Annotated in this window: 15 protein-coding genes; 8 read left to right on the top strand and 7 right to left on the bottom strand. The window is 45.3% G+C overall.

Annotated features, from left to right (window positions below; genetic code table 11):
- The first annotated feature begins 260 nt into the window (after positions 1 to 260).
- Positions 261 to 1094 (top strand): formate/nitrite transporter family protein, encoded by an 834-nt coding sequence (locus J4N45_RS09465; protein WP_252011126.1) that lies wholly within the window; start codon positions 261 to 263, stop codon positions 1092 to 1094.
- Between the two features lie 19 nt (positions 1095 to 1113).
- Positions 1114 to 2829 (top strand): bifunctional protein-serine/threonine kinase/phosphatase, encoded by a 1716-nt coding sequence (locus J4N45_RS09470; RefSeq protein ID WP_252011128.1) that lies wholly within the window; start codon positions 1114 to 1116, stop codon positions 2827 to 2829.
- Here J4N45_RS09470 and J4N45_RS09475 read toward each other — a convergent pair.
- The 5 genes from J4N45_RS09475 to J4N45_RS09495 form a co-directional block, all read right to left on the bottom strand.
- The gene (locus tag J4N45_RS09475; protein ID WP_252011129.1) at positions 2818 to 3441 is read right to left on the bottom strand and encodes a histidine phosphatase family protein; all 624 of its coding nucleotides are present in this window, start codon (positions 3439 to 3441) and stop codon (positions 2818 to 2820) included. The two genes, J4N45_RS09470 and J4N45_RS09475, sit on opposite strands and share 12 nt — an antisense overlap.
- Positions 3438 to 3986, bottom strand: a complete 549-nt coding sequence (gene cobU, locus J4N45_RS09480) for a bifunctional adenosylcobinamide kinase/adenosylcobinamide-phosphate guanylyltransferase (protein ID WP_252011130.1) — start codon at positions 3984 to 3986, stop codon at positions 3438 to 3440. Before cobU ends, J4N45_RS09475 begins: the two co-directional genes overlap by 4 nt.
- A 12-nt stretch (positions 3987 to 3998) precedes the next feature.
- On the bottom strand, positions 3999 to 4787 hold the full coding sequence (locus J4N45_RS09485; protein WP_252011133.1) for an adenosylcobinamide-GDP ribazoletransferase: 789 nt from the start codon (positions 4785 to 4787) through the stop codon (positions 3999 to 4001).
- Positions 4784 to 5812, bottom strand: a complete 1029-nt coding sequence (gene cobT, locus J4N45_RS09490) for a nicotinate-nucleotide--dimethylbenzimidazole phosphoribosyltransferase (protein WP_252011135.1) — start codon at positions 5810 to 5812, stop codon at positions 4784 to 4786. The genes J4N45_RS09485 and cobT overlap by 4 nt, the downstream gene beginning before the upstream one ends.
- Positions 5813 to 5967: 155 nt before the next feature.
- Positions 5968 to 6258: a hypothetical protein gene (locus J4N45_RS09495; protein WP_234495809.1), complete on the bottom strand. Its 291-nt coding sequence runs from the start codon at positions 6256 to 6258 to the stop codon at positions 5968 to 5970.
- A gap of 728 nt (positions 6259 to 6986) precedes the next feature.
- Between J4N45_RS09495 and J4N45_RS09500 the strand changes: the two genes are divergently transcribed.
- The 5 genes from J4N45_RS09500 to J4N45_RS09520 all read left to right on the top strand — a co-directional run bounded on the left by J4N45_RS09500 (position 6987) and on the right by J4N45_RS09520 (position 12600).
- Positions 6987 to 7871, top strand: coding sequence for a sigma-70 family RNA polymerase sigma factor (locus J4N45_RS09500; RefSeq protein WP_252011137.1), 885 nt, complete (start codon positions 6987 to 6989; stop codon positions 7869 to 7871).
- 74 nt (positions 7872 to 7945) lie between these two features.
- Positions 7946 to 8629, top strand: coding sequence for a Rossmann-fold NAD(P)-binding domain-containing protein (locus J4N45_RS09505; RefSeq protein ID WP_252011139.1), 684 nt, complete (start codon positions 7946 to 7948; stop codon positions 8627 to 8629).
- A 167-nt stretch (positions 8630 to 8796) separates the two neighbouring features.
- Positions 8797 to 10164 (top strand): L-cystine transporter, encoded by a 1368-nt coding sequence (locus tag J4N45_RS09510; protein ID WP_128649488.1) that lies wholly within the window; start codon positions 8797 to 8799, stop codon positions 10162 to 10164.
- A 162-nt stretch (positions 10165 to 10326) separates the two neighbouring features.
- Positions 10327 to 11466 carry a permease gene (locus J4N45_RS09515; protein WP_252011141.1) on the top strand — a complete coding sequence of 380 codons (1140 nt, stop codon included), beginning with the start codon at positions 10327 to 10329 and terminating at the stop codon, positions 11464 to 11466.
- 174 nt (positions 11467 to 11640) lie between these two features.
- Positions 11641 to 12600 (top strand): aldo/keto reductase, encoded by a 960-nt coding sequence (locus J4N45_RS09520; protein WP_252011143.1) that lies wholly within the window; start codon positions 11641 to 11643, stop codon positions 12598 to 12600.
- A 54-nt stretch (positions 12601 to 12654) separates the two neighbouring features.
- Here J4N45_RS09520 and J4N45_RS09525 read toward each other — a convergent pair whose 3' ends face one another.
- Together J4N45_RS09525 and xylB are read right to left on the bottom strand one after the other, a co-directional pair.
- A complete protein-coding gene (locus J4N45_RS09525; protein WP_252011145.1) occupies positions 12655 to 13629 on the bottom strand; it encodes an aldo/keto reductase in 975 nt (324 codons plus the stop codon).
- Positions 13630 to 13688: 59 nt separating this feature from the next.
- Entirely contained in the window at positions 13689 to 15140 is a 1452-nt protein-coding gene (gene xylB, locus J4N45_RS09530) for a xylulokinase (RefSeq protein ID WP_252011147.1), read from the bottom strand.
- Between the two features lie 150 nt (positions 15141 to 15290).
- On the opposite strand from xylB, the gene J4N45_RS09535 reads away from it, so the two are divergent.
- On the top strand, positions 15291 to 16583 hold the full coding sequence (locus J4N45_RS09535) for a XylR family transcriptional regulator (protein ID WP_286036859.1): 1293 nt from the start codon (positions 15291 to 15293) through the stop codon (positions 16581 to 16583).
- Positions 16584 to 16642 lie beyond the last annotated feature (59 nt).

A 16642-nucleotide genomic window follows, 5' to 3' on the forward strand; every position in this document is an offset into this window, starting at 1 on the left:
CCATCTATACCGATAACATGGGGCTAGACCAGATAAAAATCAATGACTTCTAATTCAACAACTTCTCAAGAACAACCTCCAAATACCACTTTAGAGGTACATTGGAGCGCACCTGAGTTGTGCACCTTGCATCATAATCAATGACTTACTAACTGACAGGATGTATCAAAATATTTCAAGGCACTGATTATTAACAACTTTATCGACATGGCACGAAACTCGCTAAAACGATAATGACTTTTATTCTAAGGAGAGAAAGTATGTCATATGTAGAACCTAAAGAGTTCGTAACAAAAATGGTCGATGCTGGAGAGCAAAAAGTCTTTATGTCGACAAAAGATACTCTAGTACGAGCCTTCATGGCGGGTGCAATTTTGGCACTTGCTGCCTTTTTTGCTATCACGGTCATCGTGAAGACAGGTAGCCCTTTAATTGGATCCATTCTTTTCCCTGTCGGCTTTATCATGCTCTATTTAATGAAGTTTGACCTTCTTACTGGCGTGTTCACGCTCGTTCCTCTTGCAGTAATAGATAAACGACGCGGTTGTACCATGGACCAGCTTTTCCGAAACTGGGGACTCGTCTTCGTTGGCAACTTTGCTGGCGCGCTGACCGTCGCTTTCTTCGCTTCGTTTATTCTGACCTACGGATATAACACTGATGGCGGCTCGCTCGCTGCGAAAGTAAGCACCATAGGTGAGTCACGTACCTTAGGCTATCAAGAGCATGGCACCGCGGGTTGGTTTACTATTTTCATTCGCGGCATGCTATGTAACTGGATGGTCTCTATGGGTGTCGTTGGCGCGATGATCTCGACGTCTGCAAGTGGCAAAATGATGGCAATGTGGATGCCAATTATGCTGTTCTTCTTTATGGGCTTTGAGCACTCGATCGTTAATATGTTCCTATTCCCATTCTCAATGATCATGGGTGGTGAGTTCACGATTATGGATTACATGATCTGGAACGAAATCCCAACAGCATTAGGTAACTTAGTTGGTGGTTTCTTGATGGTTGGTCTTCCGCTTTACCTAACACACGTCCGTACCAACCCAGAGCGTAAAATGTCGCTTTCTAAAAGCACAGCCAACTAATTAGCTCGGATTAATTACTGTGCAACGCAAACTCAAAGTGAGCGTTAGTCAGGCTTCCGTCGCGGGACGGAAGCCTGTTAATCAAGACGCTATCGGATGCTTTATTCCATCTAATCTAGAGCTGGAAAGTAAAGGGCTTGCTGCCATTATCTGCGACGGCATCAGCTCAAGTTCAGTGAGCCAAGTTGCCAGTGAGGCAACGGTCACTGGATTCATCAAAGACTATTACGCCACCTCAGATGCTTGGTCGGTAAAGAACTCGGCAACGCGTGTATTAAAATCGATAAACCATTGGCTGTTCGCACAAACCAAAAATAGCGAATATCGGTTTGATTTCAACGAGGGCTATGTATGCACCGCCAGCGCTGTCATTATCAAATCCCACACTGCCTATGTGTTTCATTGCGGTGATTCGCGGGTTTATTGCCAAAGCAATAATGACTTCGAACAACTCACCCACGACCATCAACATTTCATCGACCCAACGACGAGTTACCTCACTCGCGCTCTTGGTATGGATACGTCTGTTGATATAGAGCATGTTGCGATAGAGCTGTCAGTTGGAGACAAATTACTTCTGGCCACCGACGGGCTATATGATTACGTCACCGAACACGAAATATCAGAGATCCTCAACCAAGAGTCGATTTGTGAACAGACAAAAGCAGATGTCCTGGTTAAGCGAGCATTGGAAAACGGTAGTCACGATAATGTCTCTGCTATCGTTTTAGGTATCGAGGCTCTGCCAGATAATCCACTCCAAGATTGGAAAGAGTCACTGTTTACACTCCCGCTGCCACCAGAGCTTGAAGAAGGGCGTTGCATCGACAATTTTGAAATCCTTCGCCCTCTTCAAATCACCAGCCGAAGCCACGTATTCTTGGCAAAGGACCTCAGCAATAATGAGCAAGTTGCATTAAAGACGCCTTCCGCGGAGAGTCGTCATGATCCCCAACACGTTGAATCTATTTTGATGGAAAGCTGGATAGCGAGCCGACTAAACAGCCCTCACCTGCTCAAAGCCTACAAACCGAGTTTACGTCACTCTTATACCTACAGTGTGGCTTCTTTTGTCGAAGGGATAACACTGGCGCAATGGGTGAAAGACAACCCAAACCCACCACTTAGCAAGATTCGGCATATAATTGGTCAGCTATGTAAGGGGCTGCAGACCATGCATCGACATGAAATGATTCATCAAGATCTGCGCCCAGAAAACGTCATGATAGACGCGAATGAACACGTCACCATCATTGACTTTGGGGCAACACAGGTAAAAGGGTTAGAGGAAATGGCGCCTATGGATCAAATGGTCCCCGGCACTGCGCTGTTTACCGCGCCCGAGTATCTTCTTGGCTACTTCGGAACCACTCGGTCTGATATTTATTCTCTGGGCATCATGACCTACTTCATGCTAACTGGGCGCTTTCCGTATGGTACAGATGTTGCGAAATCACTCACTGTAAAAGCACAAGGCAAACTTCGTTATATCCCCGCTCCGAGCATCAATCAAAAGGTACCGCACTGGATCGACTATGCTCTTAAAAATGCGGTCAGAATTGAACCTGAAAAACGTTATCAAGAAGTCTCAGAGTTTCTCTTCGACCTAAAAGTACCCAATCCAAAAAGTCAAAAGCGTGGTAAATTACCTATTGCCGAGAGAAACCCTGTGCTGTTTTGGCAACGAATTTCCCTCGTGTTGTCGGTACTTTTGCTTATCGCGTTATGGTATTAGGTTAAAATCTTGCGCAGGCTGCCCGATAACTTTAATCACAAGATTTTCTGGGTAGTCGGTATCAAATTGGATCTGTGTAATGGTCGAGTTGCCGATCGCTAATGACGAATAGAGCTTCGGGTTTCTCCAATCAAGGCCTAGGACATCTGCCAATATTTGACGGATCACACCTCCATGGCAAACCACTAGGGTATTTTGTTCGGTTTTTAGTACTTTTCTCCATCCTGAAACGACTCGTTGGTGAAAATCAACCAATCGCTCACCGCCTTGCAGCGCACACTCTGCGGGTCTATCCCAAAAAGGTGTCAGCTGCTGCCAATCCTCCGATGACATAGAATCGAATGCCACACCATCAAATCTGCCAAAATTCATTTCGGCTAGGTCAGGGTTGATATTTAGTGTTATCCCAAGCTCACAACTCAGTTGCTTGGCGAGATTAGAGCATCGCGATAAAGGTGAGCTCACAATCTTGCTAAGACGCAGCGTCTTGGAAACCAGGGCTGTGATTGTTTGGTTATCCAACTTCGGCTCAACAAGCACATTGGTATGACCATATAGCGCGGCAGGTCCGTTAACTTTACCGTGACGAAGAAGCAAGATGTTCACTTTCATCGCTCGCTCCCCTTGAGCACCAGAGGTAATCCCGCTGCAACTAAGGTGACGCTATCAGAAACTTTTGCGATTTCTTGGTTCATGCGACCCGCGTTGTCAACAAACATACGAGAGACTTCACCTAAGGGGACGACACCAAGCCCCACCTCGTTAGACACCAACACGATGTGCGCGTCGCTGTGACTTAACGCATCAGCTAGCTTCGACACTGCCTGCTCAATTTCATCGTTGTTAACTGACTCACCCAAATAATAAATCACGTTATTCAGCCAAAGAGTTAAGCAATCGACTAATACGACATCCGACTTATCAAACTTGGACAAAGTATCGACAAGCTCAACAGGTACTTCCCACTCGATCCAGCCGTCACCCCTTTGTTGACGATGATGAGAAATACGCGCTCTCATTTCATCATCAAGAGGCTCCGATGTGGCGATATAGTGCTTAGTCACATTTGGGAGCATATCGCAACGCTGCTTGATGCGCTGCTCAGCAAACCGGGACTTACCCGAACGTGCTCCCCCCAATACCAATTCAATCGACATTCCACCACCCCATTAATTTACTAAGAAAACGAGCATAAGGAGGTAAGTTAACAGCTCAACAATTTGCTGAGCTGCGCCCAAACAATCCCCGGTGAACCCACCAAGACGAGCTGTAAGCCACTTCGTAAAAAACACGCGAAATATCAAACCTGTCACTATCAAGGCGATGGTGAAATCAAGCCCCAACAGCAAAGCAGGTGCAAGGCCACACACTGCCAAAATCACAAGCTCCGTTTGGGTTTGGGTGTTGGCTAGTGGCTTACTTTTGCTACCTTCTGGGTCGGAGACATAGGGCATTGCAGATATCAACGATGCGGCAACCGCTCGGCTAAATGAATAGGCGATGATGAAAATTAGAAACAGGGGTTTGCCAACAGCAAGCTCGGTAAGCGCTGCATACTTTAGTAATAAGGCGGATACAATCGTGACGACACCATAGGTACCAAGTCGACTATCTTTCATGATCAACAGGCGTTTTTCTTGAGTCATTCCACCGCCGATCCCATCAGCCATATCTGCTAGCCCATCCTCATGGAATGCGCCAGTTAACAGTAAGCTAAAGATCATTGTTAGAATGACAGCAACGCTGGTTGGTAGCATCCAGTCAGCAACAGTGAAGACGGCGCCACACAGTGCGCCAAGCAATAGACCGACCAGAGCAAAATACCGCCCAGCACGGTTCATTCGTTCTGATGAATATGGCGTATTACTTGGAATCGGTAGACGAGAGAAAAAACTCACGGCAAGGCAGAATAGCTGCCACTGATATCGCCAGCCTGATGTTGATTCCGAATTAATCACACGGTGACTCCAGCGCTTTCAAAACTCGCCATTGAGTTATAGAACTCAGCAGCACATTTCAGAAGTGGATACGCCAACGCTGCACCCGTTCCTTCACCAAGACGCAGCGACAAATCGAGCAACGGGGTCGCATTGAGTGTCTCTAGAACAAAGCGATGGGCACACTCGTTGGAGACGTGGGCAAATATCAAATAATCTCTGACGTTTGGCTCGATTTGGCAGGCAGCAAGGGCGGCGATAGATACGATGAAACCATCCACCAGTACGGGTACTTTCTGCTCATAAGCGGCTAGAAACGCGCCAATCATATGAACGATTTCGAAGCCACCTAACTGCTGCAAAACCGTTTTCACATCGCGTTGGTCAAATCGATTTAGTGCCGTTGCAATTAGATCTTGTTTCTTAGCCAATTGCTGCGCATCTATACCTGTGCCGCGACCAACACTTTGTTCGATAGCTAACGGTGTCAAAGCTGACAGTATGGCAGAGGCTGAACTGGTATTACCGATCCCCATCTCACCAAACATCAAAACGTTCGTTCCGTTTTTAATCGCTTGAGTTGCAATCTTTGAGCCAGCGTTCAGTCCTTGTTCCAATTGAGCCGCAGTCATCGCTGGGTAGGCTGAAAAATCCTTGGTGCCTTCTCCAAGCCTACTCAATACTAACTGGTCAGAATCAGATTCAACCGCAGCAACCATGCCACAATCCACTACTTGAAAGTCAATATCATTGGCACGGCAAAAACAGTTGATAGCCGCCCCACCCGCTAAGAAGTTCATTACCATCTGCTGGGTAACTGCGCTCGGAGCGATACTCACACCCTGCTCACTGATGCCATGGTCACCAGCAAAAACGATAACTTTTGGAGAAGAGATATCTATCGACGTGGGAAAAGAGCCTGATGCTTGGCTCTGGATACGAGCAAGCTGAGCAGCAATCGTCTCGAGTTGCCCAAGTGCGCCCAGAGGTTTCGTTTTTTGGTCGATATGGTTTTGAATTTGAACATCGAATTGTGTGTCTAACATGGTTTCCGTTCTTAAAGAGTGCCAGGTGGCAATACTTACAAAAATACATGCACTTCTGTATGTATTTAATCCTTAAGACGTAGTGTACGCATGTCAGTGCGACAAACCAACACTAGATATGCCGCAATAAATTATAGGAAAGGGTTTGAACACGATTAAGCGGGTTCGTTTGCATTCAACTCAGTGAACAGGAGTGCCAGTCCATCATCAGAGATTCCTGACTTTGATAGATGACAAGATTGACAGTTTTTTTGCCCTTGTGTGCAATGTTGACTCATCAACACGCTGTCTAAGTTTCGTGTTCCTGCCTTGCAGTCAGCTTCTATGTTCTTAAATATATGGCATTCTTCTGCGCCTGGAATATCTACGACCCCTACGATAGAAACACCTTGTGATTTAGCGAGCAGTAGTAGCTCTTCGAGTTTTTGTTGTAATTGTTCATTCATTGTAACTGTATCCAAACTAGAAACTAAGCATTCTATCGTTAGCTTAGACTAAAGTTTAAGTCGTTGTGCCGTTTCGACATATAACTTAACTAAAAGTGATAGGTTTATCATATTCTACATATTTATATAAATTATATAAAGTCACTCACTTATGTAATATTCTTGTAAAACAACCACCTACACTTCTCTCTCTTACAAAGTATTTTGGGCACAATGTCACATTTTTTTTGCCCTTACAAAAATACGACAAAACCCTCCAAACCCTTACAAACAAAAAGTAGATAATACAAAATTAGGGTAGGTTTTTAGAACTTTTCGTTACCCAAAGCGAACGAACAAGCATTAGTGACCAGTTAGTCAATTAACGAATTATTGTAAACCTTGCATTTTCATTATGGTTTACAAGCGATCGTTATATTCCCTCCTTATTATTGCCCTCAATATTAATTATCATTATCAATAATATTAACCCTTATTTATCAACAAGATAAATATGCATCCAATTTTATAAATTTTCCTGACTGCTATAACAGCCACCTGACTCAGTTTCTATTGAGTCTTTAATCTAAATAGCTGCTTAAAAAAATGTTAACGCCGTGTTTGATTTTCATTAACGCGGGCTGTCATTCGATAAAAAAATATAGTAATTTGATATTTCGACAGGAAACGAAATTCATGTCGTTTATAAATCTAATAATAACCAATTAAGCAGTTGGTAAGGGGGTATTTTGAAAGTAGTAGAGAAGCATACTCACCACAGTTCAACGAACAGGGAAGACGCTGCCAATATTGGTACTAGCTATTTTAAACAGGTTTCTAACCACAACCTGTTAACAGCTGAAGAAGAGAAATTACTAGCACGCAAGGCTCGTGCGGGTGATACACAAGCGAGACAAGGCTTAATTAACGCGAATTTACGTTTAGTTATTAGAACTGCCAAACGCTATTCTAATCGCGGTCTCGATTTCTACGACCTTATTAATGAAGGTAACATCGGATTAATACAAGCCGTGGACAAATTTGATCCAGAGCTTGGATATCGCTTTTCCACCTATGCAGTGTGGTGGATTCAGCAATCTATTGATCGTGCCATCATGAATCAAGGTCGTACGATTCGTGTTCCAGTACACGTGACTAAGCAAATTCGTGAGTGCAGTAAAGCGGCGCACCAACTTCGTAAAGAGGGCAAACACGAACCGACGTCAGCCGAAATCGCCGAAAAAACTGGACGCTCACCAGAGGAAGTAAGCAGACTACTTAAACTCTCTGAACAATCATTATCTCTAGACAATGGTTGGGATGACGACGGGGACAAGAAAGACCACCTTCAAACGATCGATGACGATGATGTGTTCGAACCTCCCGAACGTGACATTGTCACGCAAAATATGAACAAGGCATTGGTCAACCTTGTAGATGGCTTACCGGATAAGCATAAAACTATCCTCTACCACCGTTTTGGTCTTCTCGATGATGAGCCAAAAACGCTTGAGGAAGTCGGATTAATCGTTGGTGTGACAAGAGAGCGAGTAAGGCAGATTCAAAAAGTGGCGATGGAAGCATTGCGTGATCAGCTCAGAAAGCAGGATCTTACCGCCGCAGAAATTGATTAATTTTGCCTCTATCACAACACGTTAGCGAATAATTGACTATAGTCCCACTACATCTCGATGAGTGGGACTTTTTAATGCACAATGACTTTAGAGTAATGATCGCTGGCGCTTCTGGTCTGGTAGGCAGCAAACTGCTGACTTTACTAGAGCAAACTGACCACATCGAGTCTATCTACGCCCTCTGCCGCTCTCCTCTAAACCATCAACATAGCAAAACCACTCAGATCATGGATGGCGCGCTTAGAGTCACTCAATGGGATGACAGTCGCCCTACTCCAACGCTTGGCTTTATCTGTTTGGGTACCACGCTTAAAAAAGCGGGCAGCAAGCAAGCACTTGAAAAAGTGGATGTTGATCTTGTCTGCGACGTGGCACAAACCATGAAAATGGTAGGTGTAAAACGTATCGCTGTGGTTTCAAGTCTTGGCGCATCAGCGCGTTCTCTTTCACATTACCTCAAATGTAAAGGCCGAGTTGAAAGCCGAGTCAATCAAATGGGCTTCGAGAAAGTGGTATTTATGCGTCCCGGTCCTTTGGCAGGGCGTGAAGAAGAGATCCGATCAGATGAGGTATTTGTACAGAAGCTATTTACCGTACTTTCACCTTTAATGCGTGGTCCTTTGCGTGCTATCGCTCCTATCCCCGCAGACTATGTCGCAAAAGCAATGCTCTACAGTGTGTTAGAGACGAGTGATGCTAAGTCAGTCGCATATAACTCTGCAAACATGCGCGACCTTCTTAACCAATATACAAAGTAACTCGCAAAAACCAACGAACCACGTCCATTAATATAACTTTCAGTTCTAGTTCATAACATTTACTTATTGTGAACGTTTCTCATCAAACGGTATTTTAGCCGTCTACACATCCAATCCCCATATTCTTTATAGGGATTACGTCAGTTGAAATAAAAAAGGATATTTACATGTCAATTGCAGTTATCGCATCGCTAGCGGTATTTTTGGGCATTCTCTATTTCTTGTATGGGCAGCAACAAAAAAACCATACTCTATCCCGTCTCGTGCTATTTGGTCTTGTATTAGGTAGTGCCTTTGGTTTATCGCTTCAGCTAATTTTTGGTGAAGGACACGCAGCAATTGGTGGTACATTAGAGTGGGTCAACGTAGTCGGTCGTGGTTATGTTGGTCTTCTGAAGATGATCATCATGCCGCTCGTATTGGTATCTATGATTGCAGCGGTAGTGAAGCTTGAAAAAGGTGGTTCACTAGGCAAAATCAGCGGATTAACAATATCTGTCCTACTCGCTACTACGGCGATTTCTGCACTCATTGGTATTGTCGTTACTCAAGCGTTTGGCTTAAGCGCCGAAGGTCTGACAGAAGGCGCTCGTGAAACGGCTCGCATTGCAGTACTTGAAAACCGAGTTGACCGTGTTAGCGACCTAACGATTCCGCAAATGCTAGTAAGCTTTATCCCTACTAACCCATTTGCTGACCTAACTGGCGCTCGTTCTACTTCTATTATCGCCGTGGTTATCTTTGGCGTACTAACGGGTATTGCTGCCCGTAAAGTCATGGCAGAAAAAGAAGAACTCGAATCCCCAATCCGCACATTTGTGGAAGCGACTCAATCTGTTGTGATGCGTCTTGTTAAGATGATTATGGCGCTTACTCCATACGGCATTGCCGCACTGATGGCAAAAGTCGTCGCGACATCCAGCGCTGGTGATATTTTAAACCTACTTGGATTTATCGTTGCATCTTATCTAGCCATCTTCCTGATGTTTGTTGTACACGGTGTGCTTGTGTCACTAGTTGGCGTTAGCCCAAAAGAGTACTTCCAGAAGATCTGGCCTGTGCTGACGTTCGCATTCTCATCTCGTAGCTCAGCAGCGACTATTCCGCTTAACGTAGAAGCTCAGGTAACGAAACTTAACGTACCACCAGCGATTGCCAACCTATCAGCTTCTTTTGGCGCGACAATCGGTCAAAACGGCTGTGCGGGGATCTACCCAGCAATGCTAGCGGTAATGGTTGCTCCTTCGGTTGGTATCGACCCTATGGACATCAACTTCATCCTGTCTCTGATTGCTATCATTACCATCAGTTCATTTGGTATTGCTGGTGTTGGTGGTGGTGCAACGTTTGCAGCCCTAATCGTATTACCGGCAATGGGACTGCCTGTTACGATCGCTGCATTGTTGATTTCTATCGAGCCTCTTATTGATATGGCGCGTACTGCACTAAATGTTTCTGGTGCAATGACAGCGGGTACTATTACAAGTCGATTGCTCAAAAAGAAAGAAGCATCACTCGAAGAGGCGAAAGCCTAACCTGCTTAACAAACCTTTCGAGTAAAACAGCGCCTGATGGCGCTGTTTTTGTTTATATTCAATGAGTTAATATTTATTTCGAATTTTATCGAAACAAAAGCTTGATCTATGCCTGGTTATTTCTATAATTCGACACATATCGAATTATTAGGAGAAACTAATATGAGCCCTGAATTCCTTTCCATGGCGACCGAGACAGCGAACATGTTCGCTTTTCTCGCAACTGAGTTAATCATTCTGTTTTTGGCAATTAGCTACATCGTCGGTGTACTACAAGAGTTTCTGACTCCGGAAAAGATCCAATCTATCCTGAGCTCAAAAAATGGCAGAGGCTATTTTGTCGCAGCCTTGCTTGGTTCTATTACCCCGTTCTGCTCATGCTCGACCATTCCTTTCTTAAAAGGACTGCTTCGCGCTCGTGCAGGGTTTGGACCTATGATGGTGTTCTTGTTTGCAAGCCCACTACTTAACCCTGTAATCATTGGACTATTTGTGGTGACATTTGGTATCAAGGTAGCGGTCTTCTATTTTGCGATTGCTATGTTTGTTTCTGTGTCTGCAGGCTATGTACTAGAGAAACTCGGCTTTGAACGTTATGTAAAACCCGAGGCGTATGAGGCACAAGCTGCGAGTTCATGCGGCACATCATGTGGTGACAGCAAACCTGCCAAAGATGAACAATCATCTTGTACAACATCAACAAGCTGTGGTTCACCGAAGATTGAGTCATTAAAGCCTGTGGCAGTTAGTTGTACGACAGACAGCTCTTGCTCAGCGCCAGCTCCTGCGACATCTTGCTGCTCGGAGAAAACGCCAGAGCCGGCTATTACTAAAATCAATGCTGACGGGACGGCTTGTTGTGACACAATGGCTGCAACACCAAAAGAAGATAACCGCTGGGTTCGCATTTGGAAATCAACGTGGAAAGACTTTAAACAGGTTTTCCCTTACCTAATGGTTGGTATCCTTCTAGGGTCATTTATTTATGGATTTATTCCAACTGACCTTATCGCGCAATACGCTGGCGAAGGGGTTTGGTATGCGATTCCTATTGCAGCGGTAATTGGTATTCCACTTTATATTCGTGCGGAAGCGGTAATCCCATTAAGCGCAGCACTTGTGCAGAAAGGCATGGCGCTAGGCTCAGTAATGGCTTTAATCATTGGTAGTGCAGGTGCAAGTCTAACGGAAGTCATCTTGCTAAAATCTATCTTTAAAAATCAGATGATTGCAGCATTCTTGGTGGTTATTCTGGGCATGGCTATCAGTGCAGGTTATCTATATAGCTTTATGTTTGGTTAATCGTGCCAATTCAGCGGGACAACAGCGCAAGTTGTCTCGCTGCTTTTCAGATCTCACTTCTCTTTACCAGATCTATCAGTCCCATTATGAAAACTAATGTCCATCTTCCTATCACTTACTCGCTGAAATAACATAATTCCATTGCGTTACTTCATTCAGTAAAAGGATAAACAGATGACACCTACGCACCATCTCATTACGGGTAGAGCAATGCCCAGTATAGGTTTAGGCACGTGGAAAAGTGACCAACCTAATGAAACCTACAATGCGATAAGAAACGCTCTAAAACTGGGTTATCGACATTTTGACTGTGCTTCTGGCTACGGCAATGAAAAGGAAGTCGGTCTCGCTGTTAAAGACGCGATTTCGGAGGGAGAAATAACTCGCGAAGAGCTGTTTATTACCTCTAAACTATGGAACGCTTTTCATCACCCAAATGATGTGCAGCCAGCTCTTGAACGCACCCTTGACGATCTTCAACTGGACTACATCGATCTCTATCTTATGCATTGGCCAGTGGCTATTAAATCGCATGTTGGTTTTCCTGAGAAAGGCAGTGACTTCATTTCTCTAGATGAGCTACCTCTAGGCGTCACGTGGCTAGCGATGGAAAATCTAGTAAAACAAGGGCTCGCAAAAGACATTGGCGTTTCTAACTTTAGCGTTAAAAAGTTAAAGGAAATCATCGGTGCAGGTTCGACTATACCTGCAGTGAATCAAGTTGAGTCGCATCCTTATCTACAACAGAGCTCTCTCGTAGAGTTTTGCCTCGATAACAAAATTTGTGTTACCGCCTACGCGCCGCTTGGCTCAGGTGATCGTCCAGATTCATTGACAAAACTCGATGAACCATCACTTCTTGATCATCCAACAATCAAGCGTATAGCGACAAAGCATCAAATGACCGAAGCGCAAGTGCTTATCGGCTGGCAACTCAATCGCGGGCTGACCGTCATTCCAAAGTCGAGTAATCCTGAGAGGCAGGCACTCAACTTAGCCTCTTCGGCGCTGCATTTGAGTGAGAGTGACATGGCTGACATCGCGGCGATGGACAGACATTATCGCTATCTACACGGTGAGTTCTGGGTGATGGAGGGGAGCCCATATACGCTAGAAAATGTTTGGGACGAATAAGTGAGTTTACGGTAGTTCAGCTAGTGCTGACTCTACCGTAACAACATAGATCAACTACTTCGACAGCAGTAGGTCTATCTCAGACAATTGTGACTGAGTCAGTGCTCCTTTCTCCAACGCACCAATATGTCCACGCACCTGCTCTACCGTTCTAAATCCCGGGATGGGAACATTATTTGGGCTTGCAGCCCAAAGCCATGCCAATGCACCTTGAGTTAATGTTCTCTCATCACTAGTCAAAATTGCCTTGAGTTGTTCAAGTTTCGTCAGAAGCTCTGGCGCTGGTTTGCCATCTTTAAAATAGGTCATCCACTCCGGAGAGATCTTTCGAATGTCTGACGACGACAAGCTTGAGCCATCGGTGTATTTACCAGTCAAGAGTCCCATTGCAAGAGGGCTTCGGTTCAGACCCGCTAAGTTATGTTTTTCGCAGACAGCCATCATGGCATGATTTCGATTGAACACATTACTTTCAAACTGAACAGAGGTATAAGCGTTGCGGTCAGTGAGTGACTCAGCTCGCTCTATGTCATCCGTGCTCCAACCATAACTGCGAATTTTTCCTTCTGCTACTAAGACATCTAGCGTGTTAGCCACGCAATCAACATGCTCTACTGGGTGGTCACCGATGTGGAAATAGAATATGTCTAGGTAGTCCGTTTTTAGGCGACGAAGGCTGTTTTCTAGCATGGCTCTAATCTCACCGGGTTGATGAAATGCGCCCAGCACTTGCTTGGTCTCTTCGTTGGCATCGAAGCCAAATTTGCTGCTAAGCACAACCTTGTCTCGGCGACCTGCGATTGCCTTACCAATGACATACTCACTGTGCCCTGCCCCGTAAATATTCGCAGTGTCAATCAAGTTGATGCCGTTATCGAGCCCCTCGTGTATAGCTCGAATAGATTCTCTGTCATCAACTTCTCCCCAGCCAAGAGGCGTATCCCCTTCCCAGAATGGGCCGCCAATAGCCCAGCAGCCCATACCGAGCGCGCTTACTTCAATGTCGCCTAATTTGCGAGATTCAATCATCGTTATCTTCCTTGAAAAATGCCACCCGAGTGGGTGGCAATGGTTTGACTTAGACTGTTTTAAAACAGACCTTTTAGTTGTTTGTACAGTGTTTGATAAGTTGCTCGTTTACTTTGATAGTAAGCTTGCTTGTCTGGATTTGGCGTGTGGCTTTGTACGAGTTCAGGTACTGGGCACACGTCAGATAAAGTGGCGCCCTCTTTTGTACCAAGAACAGCAAGTCTTGCAGCACCAAGCGCAGGACCAACTTCACCACCTTTTCTGTAAACCAGCGGCATTTCAACAATATCGGCAAGCATTTGACGCCAATACTCACTTCTAGCACCGCCACCAATCAGCGACACTTCGTCTGGAGTATTCTTGGTTACGTGCAAGGCATCGAATCCATCTGCAAATGCAAAACCAACGCCTTCAAGGACTGCTTGCGCCAGTTCAAGCTTGGTTGTTGAGTGAGTCATTCCGAAGAATACGCCCTTTGCATTGGGGTTGTTATGGGGGGTTCTTTCACCCGATAGATAAGGTAAGAACACCACCTGTGACGACTCATCTGCGTTCTCGGCAACGTCTGCGATCATCTCACCAACGTCTTCAAACCCAGTCAGCTCAGCGACCCAACTTAAGCAGGAAGCCGCACTAAGAATCACGGACATGGTGTGCCAGGTATTCGGCAGCGCATGACAGAAACTGTGCAGCGCTGATTCAGGATTCGAGACAAAGCCGTCACTTACCGCAAAATAGACACCAGATGTTCCCAACGATAGCATAGCTTGTCCTGGTTGAGTAATCCCTACGCCAACCGCACCCGCAGCATTGTCTCCGCCACCAGCAATCACAGCTACCTGAGGCATTTCCCATGCATTCGCGATCTCAGGACTCAAAATACCAGTTACTGCGCTGCCTTCAAAAAGCTCTGGCATTTGAGAGACAGATAACCCCGTTGCAACAAGAAGCTCCTCACTCCACGCACGCTTCTCTACATCCAACCAACAAGTACCCGCAGAATCAGACATGTCCGACGCGAAGTCTCCGGTCATTTTGAAACGCAAATAGTCTTTAGGCAGCAGTACCTTATCGACTTTTGCAAACACTTCAGGCTCGTGGTTTGCCACCCATTTTAGCTTCGGTGCCGTAAAGCCAGGCATCATAATATTGCCGGTAATATCACGAGAGTTTGGCACTGCCGCTTCAAGCTCTTTACATTCCGCCTCACAACGTCCATCGTTCCATAAGATCGCAGGCCTCAATACATCACCATTTGCATCAATTAGCGTCGCACCGTGCATTTGTCCAGATAGACCAATCGCAATAACATCACTCAGATTGACTGAGGCTTTGAGACCATTAATAGATTCACATGTCGCTTCCCACCAAGCGCTAGGATCTTGCTCTGACCATAATGGCTTAGGGCGAGATACCTCCAAAGAGACGGTACAAGAAGCAATGATTTCACCTTGCTCCGTCATCGCGATAGACTTAACTCCCGAAGTGCCTAAGTCGATACCTATATACATATTTGTTTCCTTTAATTTCTCATATTTCGTTACGCGATCAGACATGCATTTTTCCGCATAGCCTACTGCGTCTAATCTGTATTCAGTATCTGCCTAGCAGGCGTGTCAAACAATTATGTTTTTTTACAGGTGAATTCACGGATTTCACGAGTGAGTCTGAGATCACACCACGCGCAGCGAGTCGCTGATAAACTCAATTTCGAAACTGATAACACCATTAATAAAAATCAGGGCACCATGGATAAACGTTTTCGAATTACGCTGCTATTTAATGCCAATAAGGTCTATGACCGAGAGGTCATCGAAGGTATTGGTGAATACCTACAAGCATCTCAATGCGATTGGGATATTTTTCTTGAGGAGGAATTCACAACTCACCTAGATAACTTTCATAACTGGAAAGGCGATGGCGTCATCGCTGACTTCGACAACCCCAAAATTGCGGAACTGCTAAAAGATTCAGATATACCGGTTGTTGGCGTAGGCGGATCTTATGAGAAAGATGAAGACTACCCAGATATTCCTTATGTTGCTACCGATAATCAAGCACTCGTCGAGCTGGCATACCAACATTTAAGGGAAAAAGGGTTAGAAAACTTCGCCTTTTACGGTAAGCCACACGACAAGTGCAACCGCTGGGCGCACGAGCGCGAAAAAGCTTTCTCAAATATTGTCAAAAAAGAGGGTTACACAGGTTCAATTTATCGAGGCAGTGAGACCAACTCTAGAACCTGGACCTACGATATGAATCGGTTGGCGGATTGGCTACAACGCTTACCCACCCCAACAGGAATCATTGCCGTTACTGACTCACGAGCGCGTCACCTGTTACAGGTATGTCAGCACCTCAACATTATGGTGCCAGATAAGGTTTCCGTTATTGGCATCGACAACGAGGAACTTGCACGATACCTCACGCGAGTATCATTGAGCTCTGTAGGGCAAGGCACTAAACAGATGGGTTATCGTGCGGCTAAGATGCTTCATCGTCTGCTTGATGCCAAAGACAAAGACGAGACAGCTAACCCAAACCAAGTATTGAAACATGCCCGAGTTATGGTTCCACCAACTCAGGTATTCGAACGTCAAAGTACTGACTATCAAGCGCTAAAAGATACCTATGTTATTCAAGCCATGCACTTTATTCGCCACAATGCCTGCAAAGGGATTAAAGTTGATCAAGTGCTAAGCTATGTGGGTATCTCTCGCTCTAATATGGAGGCGAGATTTAAAGCGGAGCGTGGACACTCAATCCATCAAGAAATCCACAACTCCAAGCTCAAGCGTGCATGCAACCTGCTTGGCAACACTGAACTACCGATAGTCGAGATTGCCGAGTTGTGTGGTTACCCTTCACTGCAGTATATGTACACAGTCTTCAAAAAGAACTTGGACCAAACTCCAAAAGAATACCGAGAGGCGTCTATCAGTACGGCCGACTAAACCCGCCTATGCCTCCCATTAGCCAATAGCCCCGTATCATAGCGGGGCTTTGTTTTTGC

It is taken from the genome of Vibrio sp. SCSIO 43140, assembly GCF_023716585.1.
Classification (GTDB): domain Bacteria; phylum Pseudomonadota; class Gammaproteobacteria; order Enterobacterales; family Vibrionaceae; genus Vibrio; species Vibrio maritimus_B.